Annotated in this window: 22 protein-coding genes and 3 tRNA genes; 1 reads left to right on the plus strand and 24 read right to left on the minus strand. The window is 37.9% G+C overall.

Annotation, left to right across the window (positions count from 1 at the left end; translation table 11 throughout):
- Positions 1-11: 11 nt before the first annotated feature.
- The 21 genes from G8O30_RS13510 to G8O30_RS13610 all read right to left on the minus strand — a co-directional run bounded on the left by G8O30_RS13510 (position 12) and on the right by G8O30_RS13610 (position 20,125).
- Complete coding sequence (locus G8O30_RS13510; RefSeq protein ID WP_239672583.1) at positions 12-800, minus strand: two-component system regulatory protein YycI; 789 nt, start codon at positions 798-800, stop codon at positions 12-14.
- On the minus strand, positions 787-2,118 hold the full coding sequence (locus G8O30_RS13515) for a YycH family regulatory protein (RefSeq protein ID WP_239672584.1): 1,332 nt from the start codon (positions 2,116-2,118) through the stop codon (positions 787-789). The genes G8O30_RS13510 and G8O30_RS13515 overlap by 14 nt, the downstream gene beginning before the upstream one ends.
- On the minus strand, positions 2,115-3,941 hold the full coding sequence (gene walK / locus G8O30_RS13520) for a cell wall metabolism sensor histidine kinase WalK (protein ID WP_239672585.1): 1,827 nt from the start codon (positions 3,939-3,941) through the stop codon (positions 2,115-2,117). The genes G8O30_RS13515 and walK overlap by 4 nt, the downstream gene beginning before the upstream one ends.
- Positions 3,942-3,945: 4 nt before the next feature.
- Positions 3,946-4,656, minus strand: coding sequence for a response regulator YycF (gene yycF, locus G8O30_RS13525; RefSeq protein WP_239672586.1), 711 nt, complete (start codon positions 4,654-4,656; stop codon positions 3,946-3,948).
- Between the two features lie 157 nt (positions 4,657-4,813).
- Positions 4,814-6,265: a peptidoglycan DD-metalloendopeptidase family protein gene (locus G8O30_RS13530; protein WP_239672587.1), complete on the minus strand. Its 1,452-nt coding sequence runs from the start codon at positions 6,263-6,265 to the stop codon at positions 4,814-4,816.
- A gap of 398 nt (positions 6,266-6,663) precedes the next feature.
- Positions 6,664-6,736 (minus strand) — tRNA-Phe (locus G8O30_RS13535).
- Between the two features lie 11 nt (positions 6,737-6,747).
- A tRNA-Asp gene (locus G8O30_RS13540) sits at positions 6,748-6,823 on the minus strand.
- 72 nt (positions 6,824-6,895) lie between these two features.
- Positions 6,896-6,967 (minus strand) — tRNA-Glu (locus G8O30_RS13545).
- Between the two features lie 589 nt (positions 6,968-7,556).
- Positions 7,557-8,843: an adenylosuccinate synthase gene (locus G8O30_RS13550; protein WP_239672588.1), complete on the minus strand. Its 1,287-nt coding sequence runs from the start codon at positions 8,841-8,843 to the stop codon at positions 7,557-7,559.
- Between the two features lie 186 nt (positions 8,844-9,029).
- On the minus strand, positions 9,030-10,394 hold the full coding sequence (gene dnaB / locus G8O30_RS13555) for a replicative DNA helicase (RefSeq protein WP_239672589.1): 1,365 nt from the start codon (positions 10,392-10,394) through the stop codon (positions 9,030-9,032).
- Between the two features lie 274 nt (positions 10,395-10,668).
- A complete protein-coding gene (gene rplI, locus G8O30_RS13560) occupies positions 10,669-11,115 on the minus strand; it encodes a 50S ribosomal protein L9 (protein ID WP_239672590.1) in 447 nt (148 codons plus the stop codon).
- Positions 11,112-13,085 carry a DHH family phosphoesterase gene (locus tag G8O30_RS13565; RefSeq protein ID WP_239672591.1) on the minus strand — a complete coding sequence of 658 codons (1,974 nt, stop codon included), beginning with the start codon at positions 13,083-13,085 and terminating at the stop codon, positions 11,112-11,114. Before G8O30_RS13565 ends, rplI begins: the two co-directional genes overlap by 4 nt.
- 28 nt (positions 13,086-13,113) lie before the next feature.
- Positions 13,114-14,058: a YybS family protein gene (locus G8O30_RS13570; protein WP_239672592.1), complete on the minus strand. Its 945-nt coding sequence runs from the start codon at positions 14,056-14,058 to the stop codon at positions 13,114-13,116.
- Between the two features lie 160 nt (positions 14,059-14,218).
- Entirely contained in the window at positions 14,219-14,455 is a 237-nt protein-coding gene (rpsR, locus tag G8O30_RS13575; protein ID WP_239672593.1) for a 30S ribosomal protein S18, read from the minus strand.
- A 42-nt stretch (positions 14,456-14,497) separates the two neighbouring features.
- Positions 14,498-15,010, minus strand: coding sequence for a single-stranded DNA-binding protein (ssb, locus tag G8O30_RS13580; RefSeq protein WP_239672594.1), 513 nt, complete (start codon positions 15,008-15,010; stop codon positions 14,498-14,500).
- Between the two features lie 50 nt (positions 15,011-15,060).
- Complete coding sequence (rpsF, locus tag G8O30_RS13585; RefSeq protein WP_239672595.1) at positions 15,061-15,351, minus strand: 30S ribosomal protein S6; 291 nt, start codon at positions 15,349-15,351, stop codon at positions 15,061-15,063.
- Between the two features lie 340 nt (positions 15,352-15,691).
- Positions 15,692-16,840: a glycosyltransferase family 4 protein gene (locus tag G8O30_RS13590; RefSeq protein WP_239672596.1), complete on the minus strand. Its 1,149-nt coding sequence runs from the start codon at positions 16,838-16,840 to the stop codon at positions 15,692-15,694.
- Between the two features lie 21 nt (positions 16,841-16,861).
- Positions 16,862-17,380: a phosphatase PAP2 family protein gene (locus tag G8O30_RS13595; protein WP_239672597.1), complete on the minus strand. Its 519-nt coding sequence runs from the start codon at positions 17,378-17,380 to the stop codon at positions 16,862-16,864.
- A gap of 302 nt (positions 17,381-17,682) precedes the next feature.
- Positions 17,683-18,783, minus strand: a complete 1,101-nt coding sequence (ychF, locus tag G8O30_RS13600) for a redox-regulated ATPase YchF (protein WP_239672598.1) — start codon at positions 18,781-18,783, stop codon at positions 17,683-17,685.
- A gap of 231 nt (positions 18,784-19,014) precedes the next feature.
- A complete protein-coding gene (locus tag G8O30_RS13605) occupies positions 19,015-19,212 on the minus strand; it encodes a DUF951 domain-containing protein (protein WP_239672599.1) in 198 nt (65 codons plus the stop codon).
- A gap of 13 nt (positions 19,213-19,225) precedes the next feature.
- The gene (locus G8O30_RS13610; RefSeq protein ID WP_239672600.1) at positions 19,226-20,125 is read right to left on the minus strand and encodes a mechanosensitive ion channel family protein; all 900 of its coding nucleotides are present in this window, start codon (positions 20,123-20,125) and stop codon (positions 19,226-19,228) included.
- 169 nt (positions 20,126-20,294) lie between these two features.
- Between G8O30_RS13610 and yyaC the strand changes: the two genes are divergently transcribed.
- Complete coding sequence (gene yyaC / locus G8O30_RS13615; RefSeq protein ID WP_239672601.1) at positions 20,295-20,912, plus strand: spore protease YyaC; 618 nt, start codon at positions 20,295-20,297, stop codon at positions 20,910-20,912.
- Positions 20,913-20,983: 71 nt separating this feature from the next.
- Here yyaC and G8O30_RS13620 read toward each other — a convergent pair whose 3' ends face one another.
- The 3 genes from G8O30_RS13620 to G8O30_RS13630 are packed head-to-tail and all read right to left on the minus strand — an operon-like array spanning position 20,984 to position 23,311.
- A complete protein-coding gene (locus tag G8O30_RS13620) occupies positions 20,984-21,691 on the minus strand; it encodes a DUF554 domain-containing protein (RefSeq protein WP_239672602.1) in 708 nt (235 codons plus the stop codon).
- A gap of 17 nt (positions 21,692-21,708) precedes the next feature.
- On the minus strand, positions 21,709-22,557 hold the full coding sequence (locus G8O30_RS13625) for a ParB/RepB/Spo0J family partition protein (RefSeq protein WP_239672603.1): 849 nt from the start codon (positions 22,555-22,557) through the stop codon (positions 21,709-21,711).
- Positions 22,550-23,311 carry a ParA family protein gene (locus G8O30_RS13630; protein WP_239672604.1) on the minus strand — a complete coding sequence of 254 codons (762 nt, stop codon included), beginning with the start codon at positions 23,309-23,311 and terminating at the stop codon, positions 22,550-22,552. Before G8O30_RS13630 ends, G8O30_RS13625 begins: the two co-directional genes overlap by 8 nt.
- Positions 23,312-23,536: the final 225 nt, after the last annotated feature.

A 23,536-nucleotide genomic window follows, 5' to 3' on the forward strand; every position in this document is an offset into this window, starting at 1 on the left:
ACCTCTTCATCCTATTTTTCTTCTGGCGTGACTTCAATGACTTGTCCTTCATTATAAGCATTAACCAAGTAATTATTTCTCTCTTTATCTCGTTCTACAACGAAATTCCACGTAGGTGTTAGTACTTGTGACTCGGTTAACTGAACGTACGTGTGATAACCTAACTCCGCACCAATAATCTTACTTTGAGGAGGCAACTTACGACTTTTATATAAACTTTCCAATGCTTGCATCGGTTGAAGAATTTCTTTTTCACCTTTTGCTACCTCTTGAAAGTTTTCTAACTTTGTCTGACGATATGAGATAATCTCTCCCTGATCATTCAACGTAAAAACAATTTGAGCGTTCTTATTTTGGTAAATCGTTCGTCCATCAACTACCTGGTTATACACTACTCGATTTCCCTCAATATCATACTCCCAATATTTATACTCTGAAAGGTAAAGAATCTGATTTGCTAATACATCTTGAAGCTTAGACAGATCCTCTACTAGAATTGGTTCATCAAACACAGACTCTAGTGTAGTCTCTTCTCTAATAGTTGCTTTTTGTCCAGCTAATTGACTAACATCTTCTTCAGTAAAAGATCGCGTCTTAGCACTTACAATACTGTCCGTTTCAGGTGCAGTAGGTAAATTACTAAAGGTAATTCCCTCGGCTTTTAAGTTATCCTCAAAAGTGGGATCTGTAAAAACCTTTAACTGGTTCGCTGAGAGTTTATTCATGTATTGCGTCAAAAGGAAGATGTTTAGAATAAGGAAGACAATAATAAAGATTGATTTGGTTTTACTCCAATCCAACGTTTATCTCTCCTTCCCTATCATCTTTAATCGACGCTCGTAACCATGTTCCATTATAAAGGTAGTACCAATTTGGCTCAAGGTTAAATATTGTCTCTTGACCATTGTTCTCTTCAGTTAAACGGTAGCCAATGGTGACATCTGAAACATCTGAAAGCATGATATCATCACGCTTACGTATCCATGTCTCAAATTCATACCCACTTGGTAGTTCAACACTAATTTCTTCTGTTGGTAACTGTAAACCCATGGTGTACAATGGCCGTTCATAACGATAAATCTGATCTTTACCCCAAGCAAGTTCCATCACTGATCTAGTAACATCGCCGAATACTGGATAACCTTGAATATACAAACGGAAACGCACTAACTGCTGGTAAGCATCCACTCGCTCATAGTAAAACGTATCGGACCAACCACTATGTGTATTAATATAATCAAAACTTTTTTTCAATAAGTTGGGAGATGCAGTATACTGTTCTGGTTCTTGAGCAGGATTAACATATGTCAAAGCTTGTTGTCTTCTTTGAACTTTCATTAAGTTAAAACTATCTGTATACTCTTCCCCTGTAGCTGTCATGTTACTTTGAACAATACTAGGTTCTGAAAATAGTGCTCGTTTAAACAGTTCTGGACTTAGTTCCTGAGGTACATATCGAAATTTTTCTATTTCTACCGCTTCTTGAGGCAAATAAATGGTCTCATATACACTAGGTTTCAAAGGATAGGACAATGTCCATTTCTCTTGCTGGTTTCCTAATGAAGCCATAAATTCTTCTAAATCTCGTCCTCTTATACTGCAACCATATACTCTACGTTCTTCTGTGTTGACGAAATAAATCATTCCAGAATCAGAGTTCGTAAATTCTTCTTCAATCACAATCCGATCAAATGTTGCCACTGGAATATCTTTATCCTCGAATGTTATAAAGGTTCGAAATAAATCAAACGGAATTTGATCTGGATAAATCAACGCCACTTTCCCTTGTTCATTTAATAAATCGTCTAAGCCAGCATCTGTATACACTTTAGGGTCCCGAAGATTATACAACTGCCACGATTTCATCACGTCTGACGTACTCTTAACATCGTCTACATCATATAAAGAATAGTGGCTACCATCCGTATGATAATACAATTTTATTGGACTAATTACGTTAGACAACTCATCTTTTCTTGCGATAGTAACTTCATTGACGCTTTGATCATCTAGTAATTCATAATCCGGCTGATACGTCCAAATGCTATAGGTTAAAATAATACTAGATATAATTAAAATAGTTAGTAAAAACGATTTTATATGCTCATAATTCATCATGTCCACTCATCCTCTTGTGCAGGATCGTATGGCAACGTGAAGTAAATAGTAGTACCTTTTCCTTCCTCACTTTCTGCCCATATTCTACCGCCATGCGCTTCTACCATTTCCCGTGCAATGGCTAAACCTAGACCAGTTCCTCCAAGTTGGCGTGTACGAGCTTTATCTACGCGATAAAAACGCTCAAAGATTTTCTCGACTTTATCTCTTGGAATACCCATACCTTCATCTTTCACACTAATAAGTAAAAACTCATCCTTATAGCTAGTTGTAAACGTTACTTGTCCACCTTCAGGAGAGTATTTTAAAGCGTTAGAGATAATATTATCAAGCACCTGTGTAATCTTATCTTGATCTATTTCCACAAATACAGCTTCCTCAATTAACAAGCGTTTAAACGATACATTTTGTGATTTAGATAAGTCAAAACGGTCAATTACTCTATTAAATAAAGAAGTAAAGTTGATCCAATCTGTATTCATTCGGTAATCTTTACTATCCATTTTGGATAACTGTAACAAGTCGTTAACTAAACGAATCATACGCTCTGTTTCTTCTTGCGTAACCTCTAGGAAACGTGGAGCAATTTCATCATCTTGCCATGCGCCCTCTGCCAAGGCCTCTAAGTAAGAACGCATTGTTGTTAAAGGTGTACGCAACTCATGAGAAACGTTTGCAACAAATTCTCTACGTTCAATATCGATTTTTTCTTGCTCCGTAACATCATGTAAAACGGCGATTACACCATTTACAAAACCTGTTTCCTTTTGAATCACAGAAAAGTTTGCACGTAGCATATATGGTTGATTTTGTGTACTGTAATCCAGTATTAATGAATCATTCTGTTCCATAATATTTTCAAACGTATACGTATCTTGAATCTCTAATAAGTCTACAAGAGGCTGAGACATAACTGTTTCACGTGAAACATTCAAAAGTTTTGCAGCAGGCTCGTTAATGAGGATAATTCGTCCTTTGCGGTCCGTGGCGATTACACCATCTGTCATATAGGCTAATACAGAAGATAATTTACGACGTTCTCCTTCTGTCATCGCTTGTGCTTCTTGGAGTCGTTTCGTTAAATTATTAAACGTAATAGCAAGCTGTCCAATTTCATCATATCCATAAACTCGAACTTTTCTTGAGAAGTTTCCTTTTGCCATAGCTAATGCCTGTTTACGCATATCAGATATAGGTCTAGTAATCGTTTGTGCTAATAAAATACCTAATAGTGCTGTAATCAATAAAGCTATCGCCGTTCCGTTAAAGAAGATCTTATTAATATCTTTCAACTGAGAGAACACGGTTTCAAGATTACCCATGACAAGGATAACCCCTTCCACTTCCCCTAAAGTAGTAATAGGAGAAGCCCGTATCCAAAGACGATCCCCTGTTTCAGGATCGATTACTACTTCTTCAAAATCTTCATTAAAGACCATGGAGCGTTTCACAATTGCTTCAGGGGAACTCTGACCCACTTTATCTCGTCGATTAGGATCAGATGTTCCAATGATGCGAAAATCGGAATTAATGACACGAACTTCTTTAATATCAGAAGCTACAAAGTCATCTAGTATTTTAGTGATATCCTGCTCTAGTGGCACCGCTTCACTATCTGAGCGATCTTTTACTAACTCTTCTCTTAAGTAATACTCTAACAAATTAACTCTTTGTCTTACAGATTCTTCAAAGTTCTCTACAAATTCTTGCTCTAATTTCCCTACGAAATACACACCAATAATTTGCATCGCAATAAGGATTAATAGCATGTAAATCAATACAAACTTTAAATGTATTGAACGAGTAAAACCAACTTTCTTCATTTCTTTAATCCTGTTCAGGGTTACGTAAGTAGTAACCTACTCCACGACGAGTCACAATCCAAACAGGATGAGACGGGTTATCTTCAATTTTTTCGCGTAAACGACGAACCGTTACGTCTACCGTACGAACATCTCCGTAATAATCATATCCCCATACCGTTTGAAGTAGGTGTTCACGAGTCATTACTTGTCCAATATGTTTAGCTAAGTAATGCAATAATTCAAATTCACGGTGAGTTAATTCAATTGTTTCGCCACGCTTTTGGACAACATAAGCGTCTGGTTTAATTACTAAGGCTCCCACTTCGATTTCTGGATTCTCTAGTTCCTCTTCTGTGGCAGGAACCGTTTGATGGCGACGAATATTTGCTTTTACACGTGCAACTAATTCTCTTGTGCTAAAGGGTTTTGTTACATAATCGTCTGCTCCAAGCTCCAAACCTAGTACCTTGTCGATTTCAGAGTCTTTTGCCGTTAACATAATAATAGGCATTTCATATTTTTTTCGGATCTCACGGCAAACTTCCATGCCGTCTCTACCAGGTAACATAATATCTAATAACATCAGGTCCGGCTTAATTTCTTCTGCCATCTTAATAGCTGTGTCTCCATCATATGCACAATGAACGGTATAACCTTCTTTTTTCAAATTAAACTCTAATATATCTGCAATCGGCTTTTCATCATCTACGACTAAAATCGTTTTATCTAACATTTTTCGCACCCCTTCTGGCAACTATTTATATAGTTAGCCTATCCTATCTTTAATTTATCATGTTCATTTCAATAAATCATCTAACATCTAATTAGGTTCTATTTTTCCCAAATAGAAAAGGTTGATGAAAAGTTCTCCTTCTCATCAACCTAACACGTTACAGCTTACTTAGTGGGTCTATTAACTTACCGTTCTTCTCTACTTCAAGGTGTAAATGAACACCTGTTGAATGACCAGTAGAACCCATAACCCCAAGTTTTCCTCCTGCTTCAACTGTTTGACCAACTGAAACAGAAATAGATTCTAGATGAGCGTATGTTGTACGGTAACCATTATTATGGTCTACCACTACCTTGTTACCATACCCACCATCATAACCTGCATAAACCACTTTGCCGTTATCAACAGATTTAATTGTACGCTCGCTTGGACGCGCAATATCAATTCCTTTATGCATACGGCCCCAGCGCATTCCCATTTTACTAGAAACGTATCCTCCTACTGCTGGCCAGACAAACTCTCCTGTTCCACGTGAAGGAATTACTTTAGTACCTTTTTCCACGATATATTTTACAGGCTCAGAAACAACTTTTTCTGTAATAACATCTTTACTTACCTGTTTACCGTTAGTAGATGTGACACGATACGTCAATTCACTCTTACCGTCTTTCCCTTCTTGCTTCACACGAGTCTCACCTTTAGGTAATTGATCGTTTTCTACTACTTGTTTTTCAAATGCAATAGTCTCTGTTGTGAAAACTTCTTTCTCTACTAATACTTCTGCAATTGGTTTTAAGACGGTAACATTAAGATCATCACCAATTTGTAAAAATCCATCTTCTGATAAAGAAGGATTTAATTCTAGTAGTTCTTTTGTAGATAAATTATGTTTGCTGGCAATTTTCCCTAGAACGTCGCCATCTTGAATAGTATATTTACGTTCTTCTAAAGTTCCCTTTTGTATAAGCTCTACTGCCTCTTCTACAGATAGTACTTTAGCCACTTCAACCGTCTCTTCACCTTCCATAACATCTGTGGAAAGACGAACATCTGTCATACGTGTTTGATCTTTTTCTAAAGCGGGTAAAGATTCAGTAGATTCTTTACGTTTTTCTACCAAAGCAAGTTCTTCTTCTGTTACCTGTGTTAATTTTAACTCTTTTATCAACTCGTCTGCAGCTTCTTGATCTTTCACATAGACTTGAGGTGCATCAGCATCACCAAACATCATGGAAATAGAAGGAACCTGTACTTCAAACTCATCCTTAATATAGGTTAAAACTTCTTGCTCTTCCGTTGATTTACGGAAAACTTGTTCAGGAATTAGACTTACTTGATCTTTTACTTCAATACTTAAATCACCAAGACGTTTTTCTGCGTCATCAATCTTTGCTTGCACTGCTTGTTTAACTAAGTCAGCTTCTGCTGTAATACCTACATGATTTCCGTTCATATACACATGATATACTGTGCGCAGATTCTCTTTTCCTTCATTCGCTCCTGCAGTTGGTACAATCACAGATGATAAGAAAAGAGCAGCTACTACAGTTTTCTTTATAGTTGATGTTAAACGTATATTACTTGTATTTAGTAAAGACCGCTTGCTCATGCTTTGCTTTCCTCCTGTAACGTTTCCTAGTAAAAACAATTTATATTAATCTAGTACTTAAGTTTTATTTACATTTTTCTACTAAACTAACATAGCATATTTTAAGTAAGAGTACGGCAATTTCCCTGATCTGTAACATAACTGTATAGTTTCTGGAATATCTGTTTTCTACTGTTTTCTACATTAAAACACTTTGTTTTCTACATTTAGTAAAGGTAAGCGACAAATCTCTACAATATATAGTGTTTAATACGAAAAAGTCCTCCTACATTCGACATGAGGAGGACTTTTGTAATGTTACAGGTTTGTAACATTACTTTTGTTATAGAGACAATAGGTAAATAGTAACAAAAGAAAAAGCACTACGAGAGCAAAGTCATCGCAGCACTTTTTTGTGATGGCTCAGGACGGAATCGAACCGCCGACACAAGGATTTTCAGTCCTTTGCTCTACCAACTGAGCTACTGAGCCTAAAGGTAAAATGGCGGTCCCGACGGGAATCGAACCCGCGATCTCCTGCGTGACAGGCAGGCATGTTAACCGCTACACCACGGGACCTAAGTTACTTTATTATGTAGGCATATTATTACAAGAATCGTAAGAGACACTCAGTCATGCCTCCTACGATGATGACCCGTACGGGATTCGAACCCGTGTTACCGCCGTGAAAGGGCGGTGTCTTAACCGCTTGACCAACGGGCCGTATTTCTTTCGTAACAACGAGTTTTATATTATCATAGAAAAGTTTCAAAAAGCAACACAATTCGTCAAATTTCTTCAAATAATATTTACGAACTTTACAAATCGTTTATATTCCTTTATCTCTATTAACTTATTCCTACATACTTGAACTTACTTTATATCCTTTGACTTTATCGTATGCTTTTCCACTGATATACCTAAACACATTTTTTCCTTTCTACTATACCGCTGGCGCTTCCACTGATATACCTAAACACGTTCTTCCCCTGTCTTCTATACCACGGGCGCTTCCACTGATATACCTAAACACGTTCTTCCCCTGTCTTCTATACCACGGGCGCTTCCACTGATATACCTAAACACGTTCTTCCCCTGTCTTCTATACCACGGGCGCTTCCCCTGATATACCTAAACACGTTCTTCCCCTGTCTTCTATACCGCTGGCGCTTCCCCTGATATACCTAAACACGTTCTTCCCCTGTCTTCTATACCGCTGGCGCTTCCCCAGATTTATATTACTTAAGAATTTATAATTAGCATACAAAAAAAGAGAACCACGAGGGTCCTCTTTCTATCTCTTTTTAAAGAATTATCTCCAAACGCTCTTCACAACGTTTGTTTGTGCACGGTCAGGTCCTACAGAGAAAATAGACACAGGAATACCCGTTAATTGAGAGATTCTCTCTAGATAATGACGTGCATTTTCAGGAAGCTCGTTTAAAGAACGACAACCCGTAATATCTTCTGTCCAACCTGGAAGCTCTTCGTAGACTGGTTCACACTTCGCTAGTGTACGTAAGTTTGCAGGGAACTCTTCTATCACTTCGTCACCAATCTTGTATGCAGTACAGATCTTTAACTTTTCGATACCTGTTAATACATCAATAGAGTTAAGAGATAGATCAGTAATACCACTTACGCGACGTGCATGACGAACAACAACTGAATCGAACCAACCAACTCGGCGTGGACGACCAGTAGTTGTACCATATTCACGACCAACTTCACGAATCTGATCTCCAATCTCATTAACTAGTTCTGTAGGGAAAGGACCATCACCAACACGAGTAGTGTAAGCCTTAGAAACACCAACAACGTGATTAATCTTTGAAGGACCAACACCAGAACCTATTGTTACTCCACCAGCTACTGGATTAGAAGATGTAACAAATGGATACGTACCTTGATCGATATCTAGCATGACACCTTGTGCTCCTTCAAACAATACTCGACGACCATCGTCTAATGCATCATTTAACACAACACTTGTATCCACTACATACTTCTTAATCTGTTGGCCATATTCATAGTATTCGTCTAGAATCTCTTCCATTGTAAAACCAGTTGTCTCATAGAATCGCTCTAATAAACGATTTTTCTCTTGTAAGTTATGAGCAAGCTTCTCTTCAAACGCTTCACGATCTAAAAGGTCTGCAATACGAATACCAACACGTGCAGCTTTATCCATGTACGCAGGTCCGATACCTTTTTTCGTTGTACCAATCTTATTTGCACCTTTTCGCTCTTCTTCTACTTCATCCAGCTTTAAGTGGTAAGGAAGAATTACGTGTGCACGATTACTGATACGTAAATTATCTGTCGTCACGTTACGCTCATGTAAATATGCTAATTCTTTTACTAATGCTTTCGGATCTACTACCATTCCGTTACCGATAACAGAAACTTTTTCTTTATAAAAAATACCTGATGGAATCAAGTGAAGCTTATACGTTTCTCCATCAAATTTAATTGTATGTCCAGCGTTATTTCCACCTTGATAGCGAGCAATTACTTCCGCATGTTCAGATAAAAAGTCTGTAATTTTGCCTTTCCCTTCATCGCCCCATTGCGTTCCAACTACTACTACTGAAGTCATCAGAATACCTCCGCCTCTCTTGAAATTAAGAGATTTCTTTTCAAACATGATTAGTTTACCATTAAAAATGGAAACTAGTCAACTCAAACACGAACATTACAAAGTTATTTCACACAATACGTTCGATAATTTAACAATAAAAAAAGAACTGTCTATTGGAAAGACAGCTCTTCGTTTCGACTTATGCTATGCTCCAGGCGGCGCACCCATATCATCAAATCGTCGTTCTATATTCACGAACTTATTATACTCTTTTACGAATGCTAATTCGACTGTACCTACTGGACCATTACGTTGCTTGGCAATAATAATCTCAATAATATTTTTACTCTCTGTTTCTTTATCATAATAATCATCACGATATAAGAAAGCTATAACATCGGCATCCTGCTCAATGGAACCTGATTCACGAATATCGGACATCATTGGTCGCTTATCTTGACGTGATTCTACTCCACGAGATAGCTGAGAAAGGGCAATAACGGGAACTTGTAGCTCACGTGCTAATGCTTTTAAGGAACGAGAGATTTCTGATACCTCTTGTTGACGGTTATCAGAAGATCGTCCACTCCCTAAAATAAGCTGCAAGTAGTCAATCATAATCATTCCAAGTCCATGTTCTTGTTTTAAACGACGACACTTAGAACGAATATCCGTTATACGAATACCTGGAGAGTCGTCAATAAAAATACCTGTATTGGATAAACTCCCCATAGCCATCGTTAATTTACGCCAATCTTCATCCGTTAACTGTCCTGTACGCAATGCTTGGGCATTAATATTTCCTTCCGCACAGAGCATACGCATTACTAGCTGTTCAGCACCCATCTCGAGACTAAAGATAGCTACATTCTCTCCAGTGCGCTGTGCAACATTCTGAGCGATATTTAAGGCGAATGCTGTTTTACCTACTGAAGGACGAGCAGCTACGATTACAAGGTCATTTCGCTGGAATCCTGCAGTAATACGATCTAACTCAACAAATCCAGTCTCAAGTCCTGTAACATCGCCTTTTCGATTATGAAGAACTTCAATGTTATCGTATGTGCGAACGAGCACATCTTTAATATCATGGAAAGCGCCACCTTTCTTTCGTTGTGCAACTTCCATAATGTTTTTTTCCGCTTCCGCTAAGAGAGCTTCTACCTCTCCTTCGCGCTGATAACCATCTTGGACAATCGAAGTAGCGGTTCGAATAAGACGTCTTAGTAAAGATTTTTCTCCTACAATCTTTGCATAGTACTCTACATTAGCAGCAGTCGGAACGGATCCTGCTAGATCATTTAAGTACGAAACGCCACCAACATCTTCAATCTCATTATTGTTTAATAACTCTTCCGTAACAGTTAAAACGTCTACTGCTTTCCCTTTATCATTTAATGCCAACATGACATTAAATATTTTTTGATGACTAACTCGGTAAAAATCGTCAGGTATTAGTAACTCAGAAGCTACTGTTAATGCAGAAGGTTCTAAAAAGATTGCACCGATTACTGCTTGTTCGGCTTCTATATTTTGAGGAGGCATACGGTCGTTCATCATTTCATCCATGGAATTCACTCCCTTGCTGTTTAAAGTAGTGTCATACTTGCTATCGAAATTACTTTCGAATGAACTTTAAAAGATACATAGCTAACACCAGGTAACCCACTGATAACTACCTTGCGTAACTGAAGTTAGACTGTTTTTAGTAAATCAACAACTATTGTGCACGTCTCAAAGGAAACTCATCTAAGAGCAAGCCACATCACGTGGCTAACGACGAGTTGTTTCCGGTCACGTAACAAAAGATGCCCCTGAAAACAGGGGCATCAGGGCGTCTGTATTATTGCTCTTTTACATGCACACTTAACGTTGCTGTCACTTCTGTGTGAAGTTTCACTGGTACCTTTGTCACACCAAGCGTACGAATCGCATCGTCTAAATCAATCTTACGCTTATCGATTTTTATTTTGTTTACCTTTTGCAGTTGTTCAGCAATTTGCTTACTTGTAATAGATCCGAATAAGCGGCCACCTTCACCAGACTTTGCTGTCAGTTGAACAGTTAATGCCTCTAATGTTTCTTTTAACTTTTTCGCATCTTCTAACTCTTCTGCAGCTACTTTTTTCTCTTTATTTTTCTGGCCTTCGAGTTTAGACATGTTAGCTGATGTTGCTTCCACTGCCTTATTATGTTTCAGTAAGAAGTTATGTGCGTAACCGTCTGATACGTTTTTTACTTCACCTTTTTTACCTTGCCCTTTTACATCCTGTAAGAAAATTACCTTCATTCTTCGGTTCCTCCTTCTATATACTCACTTATTACAGTACGAAGTCGTTCTTCCGCTTCGTCAATTGTTATATCTGTTAATTGTGTTGCTGCATTTGTTAAATGTCCGCCACCTTCTAAGCTTTCCATAATTAATTGAACATTAACATCTCCTAATGAACGAGCGCTAATTCCAATCATATTTTCTGCTCGGCGTGACACGACGAAAGAAGCTATTACCCCATCCATCGTTAACAAAGTATCTGCAGCTTGTGCAATAATTACTGGATCATGTATTTTTTCATCTGAACCTTTCGCAACGGCAATTCCATCATAAATAAATTCTACCGTTTCTATGATTCGCGCTCGTTGAATGTATGTCTCTACATCTTCTTTTAAGAACTTTTGCACGAGTACTGTATCCGCGCCCTGCGCCCTTAAATAAGAAGCTGCATCAAACGTACGTGACCCTGTTCGCAAGGAAAAGCTTTTTGTATCAACAATAATTCCAGCTAATAAGGCAGTTGCCTCGAGCATGCTAATCTTATCTGTTTTCGGCTGATACTCTAATAATTCTGTTACCAATTCTGCCGTTGAAGACGCATACGGCTCCATGTAAACAAGTAAAGGATTCTTAATGAATTCTTCCCCACGACGGTGGTGGTCAATAACAACTATTCTATCTACCTTATTTACCAGTTTTTCCTCTATAACAAGGGATGGTTTATGTGTATCGACTACTACTAATAAGGTATCTTCCGTTGCTAGCTCTAAAGCCTCTTCCGGCGTAATAATTTGGTCGTATAGATCTGGATAATTCTCAACCTCTTTGATCAATCTTCTTACTCCAGTATCTATATCGGTGAAGTTTAACACAACATACCCTTCTACGCCATTCATTTCCGCCATCTTTCGAACCCCTATAGAAGCTCCTATTGCATCCATATCAGGGTGTTTATGCCCCATTACGATTACTTTATCACTCTCTGCAATTAACTCTTTTAATGCATGAGAAATGACGCGAGCTCTCACTCGTGTACGCTTTTCCATCGGATTCGTTTTACCACCATAGAACTTTACTTTACCATTAGGAAGCTTTAGCGCTACTTGATCTCCACCACGCCCTAATGCTAAATCTAGGCTAGACTGAGCAAACGCTCCTAGCTCAGGTAAACTGGACACCCCTGTGCCCACTCCAATACTTAAGGTTAGAGGGACACTTTGCTTAGAGGTTAACTCTCTTACTTCATCCAAGATAGAGAATTTCTCTTTTTCTAAAACATGTAAAATACGTTCATTAAAGACTGCGATGAAACGCTCAGAGGAAACCCTTTTTAGGAACACTCCCGTTTCTTTTGCCCACTTATTCAATGTAGAGGTCACCATACTGTTAAGTGTACTACGTGTTTGATCATCCATCGCTTGCGTTAATTCATCATAGTTATCTAAGAAAATAATGGAGATGACTGTTCGTTCATCTTCATACTTACGTTCAATTTCAGTTTTCTCCGTCACATCAAAAAAGTATAATAGCTTTTCTTCTAATCGTAGTATGACGTTAAACTTTTTATCATTGATAGTAATAACATCAGATTGAACATCCTGTTTAATCAGAGGAATTAAAGATTCTCCTACATCATACAGGGATCTCCCTACTACACTGTCTTCATTAAAGGCAGCAGCCATGTATGGATTTGTCCACTCTACAAAGAAATCATCGTTTATTAGCATAATTCCCACCGGAAGTTCCATTAGCGCTTCTTCGCCAACTTTTTTAACTCGATAAGATAAGGTATTAATATGCTCTTCTACATCTAAAAACGTCTTTTGTTCTAAGTAGAATACGGCATAAAATAATGCCCCATTAATTAGCACACTAATTAAACTAAGCCACCAGTTATAAGTGAATAATAAAATACTAATAAGAACAGAGACGGAAATTAACCCATATAGCGGATAACGTATCATTCGCCTTGTAATAAAATACGGCATGTCATCAGCTCCTATTGTTTACTTTGCCTTACTTCTTCTGTGCAGTTAATCGTTGCCTCAGTTGTAATCCTAAATCCATTATACCGAAGAATACAACGATTTGAACTAGTGGGAAAAAGATAACGGTAAAGAAAGAAATTAAAATTGGCAATGCCTTAGGCCATTTTTTCCACTGTGCTAAAAAGAAGAGGAAAGTGATACCTTGTACAAAGAGCAATACTCGTAACATAAACTGCAAGTTAGCCAATGCAGTATCTAAATATGTTCCAGATTCCACAGGTCCAAATAACAGAAGTAATAAAACAATTAAATAGTACCAAATGATAGACCTTGGTAACGAAATAGATGCAAGTGACGGTGCTTTTGGCACAGGAAGCCCTTTACGTTTTCCAAATACAAAAGCAATTAGTATCATTAAAAATCCAGCTACAGCTGAAGTTAAAGCTAAAGCACTAGGAATTAGCGTCTGAATTACTTGTGGGATTTGTTCCACTTGCTCTTCTAAACCTTGTCTCGTTTCCTCATCTAGGTTCTCAAATGTAGCCATACTGTCTTCTACTGATTGCTCTACAGCTGTTATTAACTCTTGGAAAACATTAATATTAGCCACTACAGAGATCAATGCATAAGACAAGACAAAAGAGACCAAAAAGCTCATGCTAACCGCCATGAAAGTAGTTAAATATGGCCACTTCTGTTTTAAAGAGGTACCTATGATATATCCAGCTATCATGGTTATAGCAACGATAGGAATTACTCCTATACTACCTATGACAATAGAAAGTAAAGAAGTAAGTAATATGTATACTAGGATAGGCTTCCGTTCATGCTTATAAACAAAAAACATTACGGGAACAGGCAATAAAAACATGGTTACTAGCGCTAAATAAGGGACAAATGCCGTAAAAGTAATCCCAGCTATGTATAAAGCACCTAAGAGTAAACCTGTTCGCCAAAGTTGGTTATTTTCCACAACCTCATTCCTTTCAATAGACAGACTCTTTCACTATTCTATCGATGATTGAAACGAGAATCAAGAATAGGGGTACTTTGAGAGGGGATAGAAGTAATAACGCTGACTAAACAAACGAAAACCCCCTATTACAAGGTAATAGGGGGTTTTCCCGTCTAGCTTACTCTCCAGTTACGAATGGAAGTAATGCCATTTGACGAGAGCGTTTGATAGCGATAGTCAACATACGTTGATATTTCGCGTTCGTTCCTGTCACACGACGAGGAAGGATTTTTCCACGCTCAGAGATGAACTTTTTCAGTAGATCGATATCTTTATAATCGATGCTTGTAATACCGTTAGCTGTGAAATAACACACTTTACGGCGCTTACGACCACCACGACGTCCTCCTGCCATTATATTCGCCTCCTTCATTTTTTATTTTTCAAGGTTACTGTATTAGAATGGTAAATCGTCATCTGAAATGTCGATAGGTTTACCGTCATTAGAGAATGGATCTTCATCTACACGAGTAAAGCCTTGGTTACGTTGTTGATTCTGATTACCAAATGGGCTCGATCCTTGACCCTGTTGTTGACCACCATTATATCCGAAGTCTTGTCCACCACGGTTAGAGCTACCACTATTCGCAGAGCGAGGCTCCAAGAATTGAACGCTTTCTGCTACTACTTCCGTAATAAAGACACGTTTACCATCTTGTCCATCGAAACTACGAGTTTGAATACGGCCATCAACTCCAGCTAAACTACCTTTGCTAAGGAAGTTAGCAACGTTCTCTGCCGGTTTACGCCAGACAACACAGTTAATGAAGTCCGCTTCACGGTCTCCGTTTTGACTTGTAAAAGGACGGTTACACGCTAAAGTAAATGTTGCTACAGCAACTCCACTAGGTGTATAACGAAGTTCAGGGTCTTTCGTTAATCGACCGACCAATACGACACGGTTCATCATCAGAATCAACTCCTTTTATCTGCTATAAGCAGTATTGGAAAATCTATTGATTATTTTGCTTCTTCACGGATTACGATTTGACGGATCACATCTTCAGAGATCTTAGCAAGACGCTCGAATTCTCTAACAGCATCAGCTGGAGCGTTTGTTTTGATGATGTGGTAGAAACCATCGCGGAAATCATTGATTTCATACGCTAAACGGCGTTTACCCCACTCTTTAGACTCGATGATCTCACCGCCGAAAGAAGTGATAACGTTATCGAAACGCTCAACTAGCGCTTTCTTCGCCTCATCTTCAATGTTTGGACGGATAATGTACATAACTTCGTACTTTGTCATCTTTGTGTCACCTCCTTATGGACTATGCGGCTCTTCTTATTTTAAGAGGAGCAAGGAGCAATGCGTTCATTACTCACAAGTTAGAATTATAGCATATAACCTGTTAAGAATCAAAGGGTTTCTGGAGAATTCTCCTAAACAGTGGATTGATATTACTCTTTAATAAAAATATTAGTCGATGAAGGTTCTAAGATTGGTTTATTCTCTTCTTTAGATACTTTTCTTGGTGATTCATGAGTTTTAGGCACTTTATTCTCTTCTCAGCTCCATTTCCCTCGTCCCAGATGAGTATAAAAATAAAAAAACCGCCTAAGGGTTCCACCCCAGACAGTCGCCATCCTCATGCATGCCTTAACATCGGCTGCTTAAACAATACTTCCTCATATTCACTTAAAAGCTGATCAAAAATGGCATCCCAAGATTGCATTTTGGCAAAGGCTCTCGATTCTAAAGACCATTCTCTCTGTTTCGATGGATTATCCATAAAGTTCTCCAGCTCTCCAATAAAAGACTCTGCATTTCTTGCTTCACAAATGGCACCCGTCTTATGGTGCTGAACAATCCCTGCTACTCCACCTGAATTCGCTACAAATGATGGTGTTCCACAGGCTAATGCTTCCAAGACTACATTTCCGAACGTCTCCGTTGGTGAAGGGAAAACAAATGCATCTGCTCCAGCGTAAGCACCAGCTAATTCTTCTCCACTCATGTACCCAGTTAGCGTCACATTTGTACGATCACTCATAGATTGCTTAAACTCATCATAACTTGGTCCGTTCCCCACAATCACCCAATGTACATCTTTTTGTTTATCTAAAGGAAAACGCTTGATAATATTCTCTAGAGTCTCTAAGTCTTTCTCTGGAGCAATTCTTCCTACGTAAGTGAAGACGTACTTTTCATGAATAGAGTATTGCTCTCTAATCGCATTCTTTAATGCATGTTGCGGGTGGAAAAAGGTATGCTCTACACCCCGTGACCATATCGATAAGTTCTCAAACCCCTTGTCATCTAAATGATTTTTTGTTTCTTCAGATGGAACAAAAATTCTTTCAAACGGTGCATGAAACCATTTCATATATCTCCATAACAGCGGTGATAACCATGTTAATTTATAGTATTCTAAGTAATGATCAAAATGCGTATGATAAGAACCTACTAGCGGAATCCCTAATTTTTTTGCTGCATGTGCCCCGTAAAGTCCCATGGTTAAAGGTGTTGCCACATGGATAATGTCTGGTCGAAATGAACGTAATCGTTGCTGTATTTTGGCTGGATTTGCAATGGCCGTGCGACATTCTGGATAAAACACAAAAGGTATACTTGTAAACTGATGTGTATTTGGATAAACAGGAGCTTCTTCCATTTCAGGGACGAACAATTCTACTTGTATCCCACGTTTTCCCATATGATCCACAAATCTTTTTAAGGTCCTCGCAACACCATTTACTTGCGGAAAGTACGTATCGGTAAATAAAGCAACTCGCATATCGACCACTCCTCCAGTTTTTTATATCAAAGCAAACACGAACATAGCTGTGATAGTACCCAAAGAAGAACCTACAACAATATCAGTTGGATAATGCACTCCTAGCACTACTCGTGAAAAAGCAACTAGACCTGCAAGAGGTAACAAAATAAATGTCACATTAGGCATTGCTAACATATATGGGATTACGACAGAAAAAATGGCTGTCGAATGTCCTGATGGGAAAGAATGATCTTTAAATAAGTGCCCGTGAGGCGTAACATTTGGTAGTGACAAATAAGGGCGAATTCTTTTAACTAACCTTTTTATTAACACAACAATAATATGACTAATTGTGAGAGCAACAGCTGCTACAATGGCAACTCTTCGTAGTTCAAACTGAGGAAACAGGATAAAAAACAACTGTATTCCAATAGTCAGTGTCGCTCCACCAAGATGCGTAATCCATTTGAAAAATTGAATAAATGCTGGTTGAGATTGATTACATAGATAAAACCAAGTCTCATCATGCTTTGTAATCCATTCTCTTGCCCTGTCCATGTCAGAAATCCCCTTTCTGTTAATCCTAGCTCAAGTCTATCGACTGATTGTTATTACTACATAAACTAGGTGTAAAGAATTTCTAAACAATGTAAGTGGTTTACTAAGTAATTGTTAAAATTTTATGACAAATACAGAAAGATAGACAAAGCTGCATATAGATGTCACTTTAAGGAATGTCATAAACTTCATAACGCAAGGGCGAATCCTATAGGAATAAGCCTTTTTGGGGCTAACGATGAGTTGTTACTGGTCACATAACATACGAAAAAGGCCACCTATTAAATAGGTGGCCTTAACTATTAAACGTTAAAGCGGAAGTGAATCACATCTCCGTCTTTTACGATATATTCTTTTCCTTCTAAACGTACTTTACCAGCTTCTTTTGCAGCAGACATTGTTCCACCCGCTACTAAATCTTCATAAGAAACCGTTTCGGCACGGATAAATCCACGTTCAAAATCAGTATGAATAATTCCAGCACACTCAGGTGCTTTCATACCATGGCGGAACGTCCACGCACGAACTTCTTGCACACCAGCAGTGAAGTAAGTAGCTAGGCCAAGAAGAGAGTAAGCAGCACGGATCAATTGATCTAACCCAGACTCTTCAATACCAAGCTCTGATAAGAACATTGCTTTTTCTTCATCATCTAACTCAGCAATTTCTGATTCAATTTTCGCACAAACAACGATTACTTCTGCGCCTTCATTAGAAGCAAAGTCACGTACTCTTTGTACTAATTCGTTATCAGAAGAATCCGCAACTTCATCTTCCCCTACGTTTGCAACGTAAAGTACGGGTTTCGCTGTTAAAAGGTGTAGACCTTTTGCAATACGAGCTTGCTCATCAGAAAACTCTACTGTACGAGCTGGTCTTTCTTCTTCTAAAGCAGCTTTAATTTTCACTAACACTTCTTCTTCTGCCATTGCAGCTTTATCTTTTTGCTTTGCCATTTTTGCGACACGAGCAAGGCGCTTGTCTACTGATTCAAGGTCAGCAAGAATTAACTCTAGGTTAATCGTTTCGATATCAGCGATTGGATCTACTGTACCAGCAACATGCGTGATGTTTTCATCTACGAAACAACGAACTACTTGGCAAATAGCATCTACTTCACGAATATGAGCCAAGAATTTGTTACCTAGACCTTCCCCTTTACTAGCACCTTTTACAATACCAGCAATATCTGTAAACTCAAAAGTAGTTGGAACTGTTTTTTTCGGTTGAATTAATTCTGTTAGCTTTTGAAGACGCTCATCTGGAACCTCTACGATTCCTACGTTTGGATCAATTGTACAGAAAGGATAGTTAGCAGATTCTGCACCTGCTTTTGTTATTGCATTGAATAGCGTTGATTTACCAACGTTCGGTAAACCTACAATACCAGCTGTTAATGCCATTATGGTCACTCCTCAAAATTAAATTTTCTCTATTAAAAACAAATGAAAAATCATCGTGAATTTAACAAGTCTATAAGAATACATGAAAATGAGACTAAATTAATAGCAAGCCACATGACGTGGCTAACGATGAGTTGTTACTGGTTACGTAACAAATAAACGCCTTTTCCATTATAGAAAAGGCTTCGTTAAAAAACAATGTTTTACAGTTGGAAATCCATCAATGTAGTGTTATTCTTCATGCCTTACTAACACTTTTTTCATTTTACGAACAAAATCACGCCTTGGAATCATCACACTATGGCCACAACCCTGGCATTTGATTCGAATATCCATCCCTAATCGGATAATTTGCCATTCGTTTGTACCACAAGGATGAGCTTTTTTCATTTGCACAACATCGTAAATACCAAACTCTTTTGCTTCCATCTAGATAACCTCCTTATTCTGTCGCCGGTACATTTTGCTTTTCTTCTTCTCGAGAGTACATAACAAGACGAGGGAAAGGAATTTCTATACCGTGTTGATCTAACACAACTTTTAGATCCTTGCGAAGCCCCCTAGCTACAGATAAGTGTTTCATTGGTAACGTTTCGGCGATGAGACGTAAAACGACTTCAGAAGCACCCAATGTTTGAACACCAAGCAATTCAGGTGTTTTCACTACATCGACATACTTCTCTGGTACCGTCTGCAACCATTCTTGTATGACACTTTCTGCTTTTGCGATGTCACCTTCATAAGCAATTGATATATCTACAACAGCAATACTGTTATGAATAGAAAAGTTCACTACTTCTACAATACTACCATTTGGAAAAATATGCAGTTCTCCGGTCCAACTTTTTACTTTTGTAGTACGTAGCCCAATCTCTTCTACAAATCCTTCTGCTTGACCTATTCGTACATAATCGCCAACAGAAAATTGGTCTTCAAAAATAATGAAGAAACCCGAGATGATGTCTCGAACTAAGTTTTGAGCACCAAAACCAACTGCTAAACCGACAATTCCGGCACCGGCAATTAAACCTTGTACGTTAATATTAAACGTTCCTAAAATAGTTACTAGAGACACAAAATAAATAACATATGTCGCGACATTTTCTAGTAATTTTTGAAGTGTCGTTTCTCTTCTTTGTGAAAAATTTAAAGGTGTACGAGATCTAACTTTAAACACATTTGAAAGCATGGATTTGACAATTCGTTGCGCTATCATTGTTAACAAAAGGATAACAATGATTTGTAGCGTGATTTCACCTATATTCAACCACATTTCTTTATCTAATAGTTTTTCTGCTGACTCATTTAGAGCACCTTCAACTTCTTTTAAGTTTTTGTCCATAACTTACACCATCCTATCCTATATGACGTCTATTCTACCAAATTTCCTTCCACAACTCCTGATTCAAAACTACTCTACTATTCAGTTTAGTGAAAAAATCTTTCATTTAAACGTATAGAAATCGTAGTAGGTTCGTATACTGCTAGTATGAAAAAAAGGGAGTGACGTCATGAGTAGCTCATTTGGACTTTTTCCAAGGCCACCAGAATCCAATCGAATACTTTACGATGAAGAAAATAGTGGTCAAAAATTGGCTACTTTATTATGGCCACACTTACCGATTACATCGGGCAAGCCAATAGTATTCATCTGCATAGGTACAGACCGTTCTACTGGTGATTCTCTTGGTCCTTTAATTGGATCACTGTTAGAAGATAAGCAAGTAGATCCGTTTTATATTTACGGTACGTTAGAAGACCCTATTCATGCCGTAAATTTAACAGAAAAGTTAGAGCTTATTCAAGCTCTTCATCCGGACGCATTTATTGTAGCAATAGATGCTTGTTTAGGAAGGCTTAAAAGTGTTGGCGGAGTTCAAGTGCTAGAAGGACCTCTAAAACCTGGTGCAGGAGTACAAAAAGAATTACCACCTGTAGGAGACATTCATATTACAGGAATTGTAAATGTTAGCGGGTTTATGGAGTACATGGTACTTCAAAATACTAGATTATTTCTAGTAATGGAGATGGCGAAGTGTATAGCAGATGCCATTTATAAGGTAAGTGCCTTTTCTAAACGATATGATGCTCTTTCAAAAGAATATTTTAATGATGAGAAGAATGCATAAAGATTCCATGAGTTGTTATTTGGCACATAACATAAAACAGCTTCCATTTTTACAGGAAGCTGTTTTATTTCTTAAAATGGCCACATAGACTGTCCTACAGTCAAAAGGACAACCACTATGATACTAGGTAATAAATTTGCAATCCGAATTTGGCTTAGTCCCATAACAGATAGGCCGATAGCCATAATCAAGATACCACCAGTAGCCGTTAAGTTAGCAATAAATACTGCCATCAATTCTTCTGAAACCAACTGATTTATCACATTTGCAAGTAATGCAATGCTACCTTGATATACTACAACCGGTATGAAAGAAAACAATACTCCTATCCCAAGTGTAGAACCTAAGATAATCGAGGTAAAACCATCAATCATCGACTTTGTATAAAGAACCGTGTGATCTTGTCGAATACCGCTATCTAAAGGTCCTAAAATGGCCATAGCTCCAATTACAAAGATTAGTGTTGCTGTAACAAAACCTTCTGCAACAGGTGTTTCTTTCTCACTTTTCATTTTTACTTGCAGCCATTCACCAATAGATTGAAGTTTTAAGTCTAATCGCCACCATTCTCCTAGTACACTACCAATAACTAAAGAGAATATAACAATTAAGAAGTCATTTCCTTCTAATCCCATTTGAATGCCCAGGAGAATAACAGCTAGTCCTAACACCTTCATAACTGTATCTTTCATTTGGTCTGGAATTCTTCTAAAACATAACCCAATCAGTGTACCGACGATGATTGTCGCACCGTTTACTAAAGTTCCTTCTAAAACCATGCGTTGACCTTCTTACTTTATTTTTTTGAAAGGAGTTCTAAGACTCGTTCTAAATCCTCGTTGGAATAGTACTCTATCTCAATCTTCCCTTTATCTTTCTTTTGTTGTTTAATGGAAACTGCTGTTCCAAAATACCCTCTTAACCATTCTTCTTGCTCTTGGATAAAGACATTTTTCTTCTCTGGCTTTTTCGTTGTTTCACGTGAAACATTTTCGTTTAATTGTTGAATGATAGATTCTAATTGTCGTACATTCAATGATTCTTTAATTGTTTTATCTGCTAGAGCTACTAATTGAGTTTTATTTTTCAGACCAACTAAAGCTCGTCCGTGTCCCATAGATAGCTTACCATCATTGATTAGCTGTTGAACTTTATCAGGCAATGTTAATAAACGAAGATGGTTGGTAATGTGTGGTCTACTTTTTCCTAAACGTTTTGCTACCTCTTCTTGTGTTAAAGATAGTTTATCCATCAAAGTTTGATACGCAATCGCTTCTTCAATAGAGGATAGATCTTCACGTTGAAGATTTTCTAACACAGCAAGCTCCATCATTTGCTGCTCGTTCAAATCACGAACAACAACAGGAATTTCTGTTAGCTTAGCTTGTTTAGCCGCACGGAAACGTCTCTCTCCGACGACAATTTCATATCCTTTTCTTCCTTTACGAACGATGATAGGTTGTAAAATACCATGTTCACGAATGGAAGCGGATAGTTCATCTATTGCTTCTTGTTGAAATATCTTTCTAGGTTGGTAAGGATTTGGGCGAAGCTCTTCTAGCGCTAACTTCTCTACTTTTTCTCCCGCTTCCACTTCTGGTGTTTGAAATAATGCGTTGATGCCTTTTCCAAGCCCTCTAGCCATTCGCAACCACCTCTTTTGCTAAGTCTAAGTATACTTCTGCTCCACGTGACCTTGCATCGTAAATAATAATTGGTTCACCATGCGATGGAGCCTCACTTAATCGGACGTTACGAGGAATAATTGTACGATATACTTTATCTTGGAAGTATTTTTTTACTTCTTCTATAACTTGTATGCCTAGGTTTGTTCTTGCATCTAACATAGTTAACAGCACACCTTCAATCATTAGCTCATGATTTAAGTGTTTTTGAACTAAGCGAACAGTGTTTAATAATTGGCTTAAACCCTCCAATGCATAATACTCACATTGAACTGGAATAAGTACTGCGTCAGAAGCTGTTAAAGAGTTAATCGTTAATAAACCTAAAGATGGTGGACAATCAATAATAATATAGTCATATTGGTCTTTTACTTGCTCGATAGACCTTTTTAAGCGAACTTCTCGTGAGATAGTTGGAACAAGTTCAATTTCTGCACCAGCTAATTGAATGGTAGCAGGTACAGCAGATAATCCTGGTACAGCTGTCGGTAAAATAACATCTTTTATCTCTACGTCGTCTACTAATACGTCGTAAATACATTGATGTACATCTCCTTTTTCAATACCAACACCGCTTGTGGCATTTCCTTGAGGATCGACATCAACTAAAAGAACTTTTTTACCTATATGAGCCAAACAAGCTCCTAAATTTACGGAAGTAGTGGTTTTTCCTACTCCGCCTTTCTGATTAGCGATCGAAATGATCTTGCCCATTCTTTTCACCTACCTCTAGTTTCCTTCTAAAATGGCAAGCCTGATTACTATTTTATCAAAAAAATAGAAAAAGAGTGTGAATAAAATGAATTGAGTAGAAAGATTTATCGAATAATGTTAGGAATGAGAGAAAGTATGCCTATTTAGTCAAAATAAAGAGAGAAATAGGAGGATACAAGTAGGAGTGTAAAAAATACGGTTACTCTCCTTTTAAATTTCTTCCCT

It is taken from the genome of Mangrovibacillus cuniculi (genome assembly GCF_015482585.1).
Lineage (GTDB): Bacteria > Bacillota > Bacilli > Bacillales > R1DC41 > Mangrovibacillus > Mangrovibacillus cuniculi.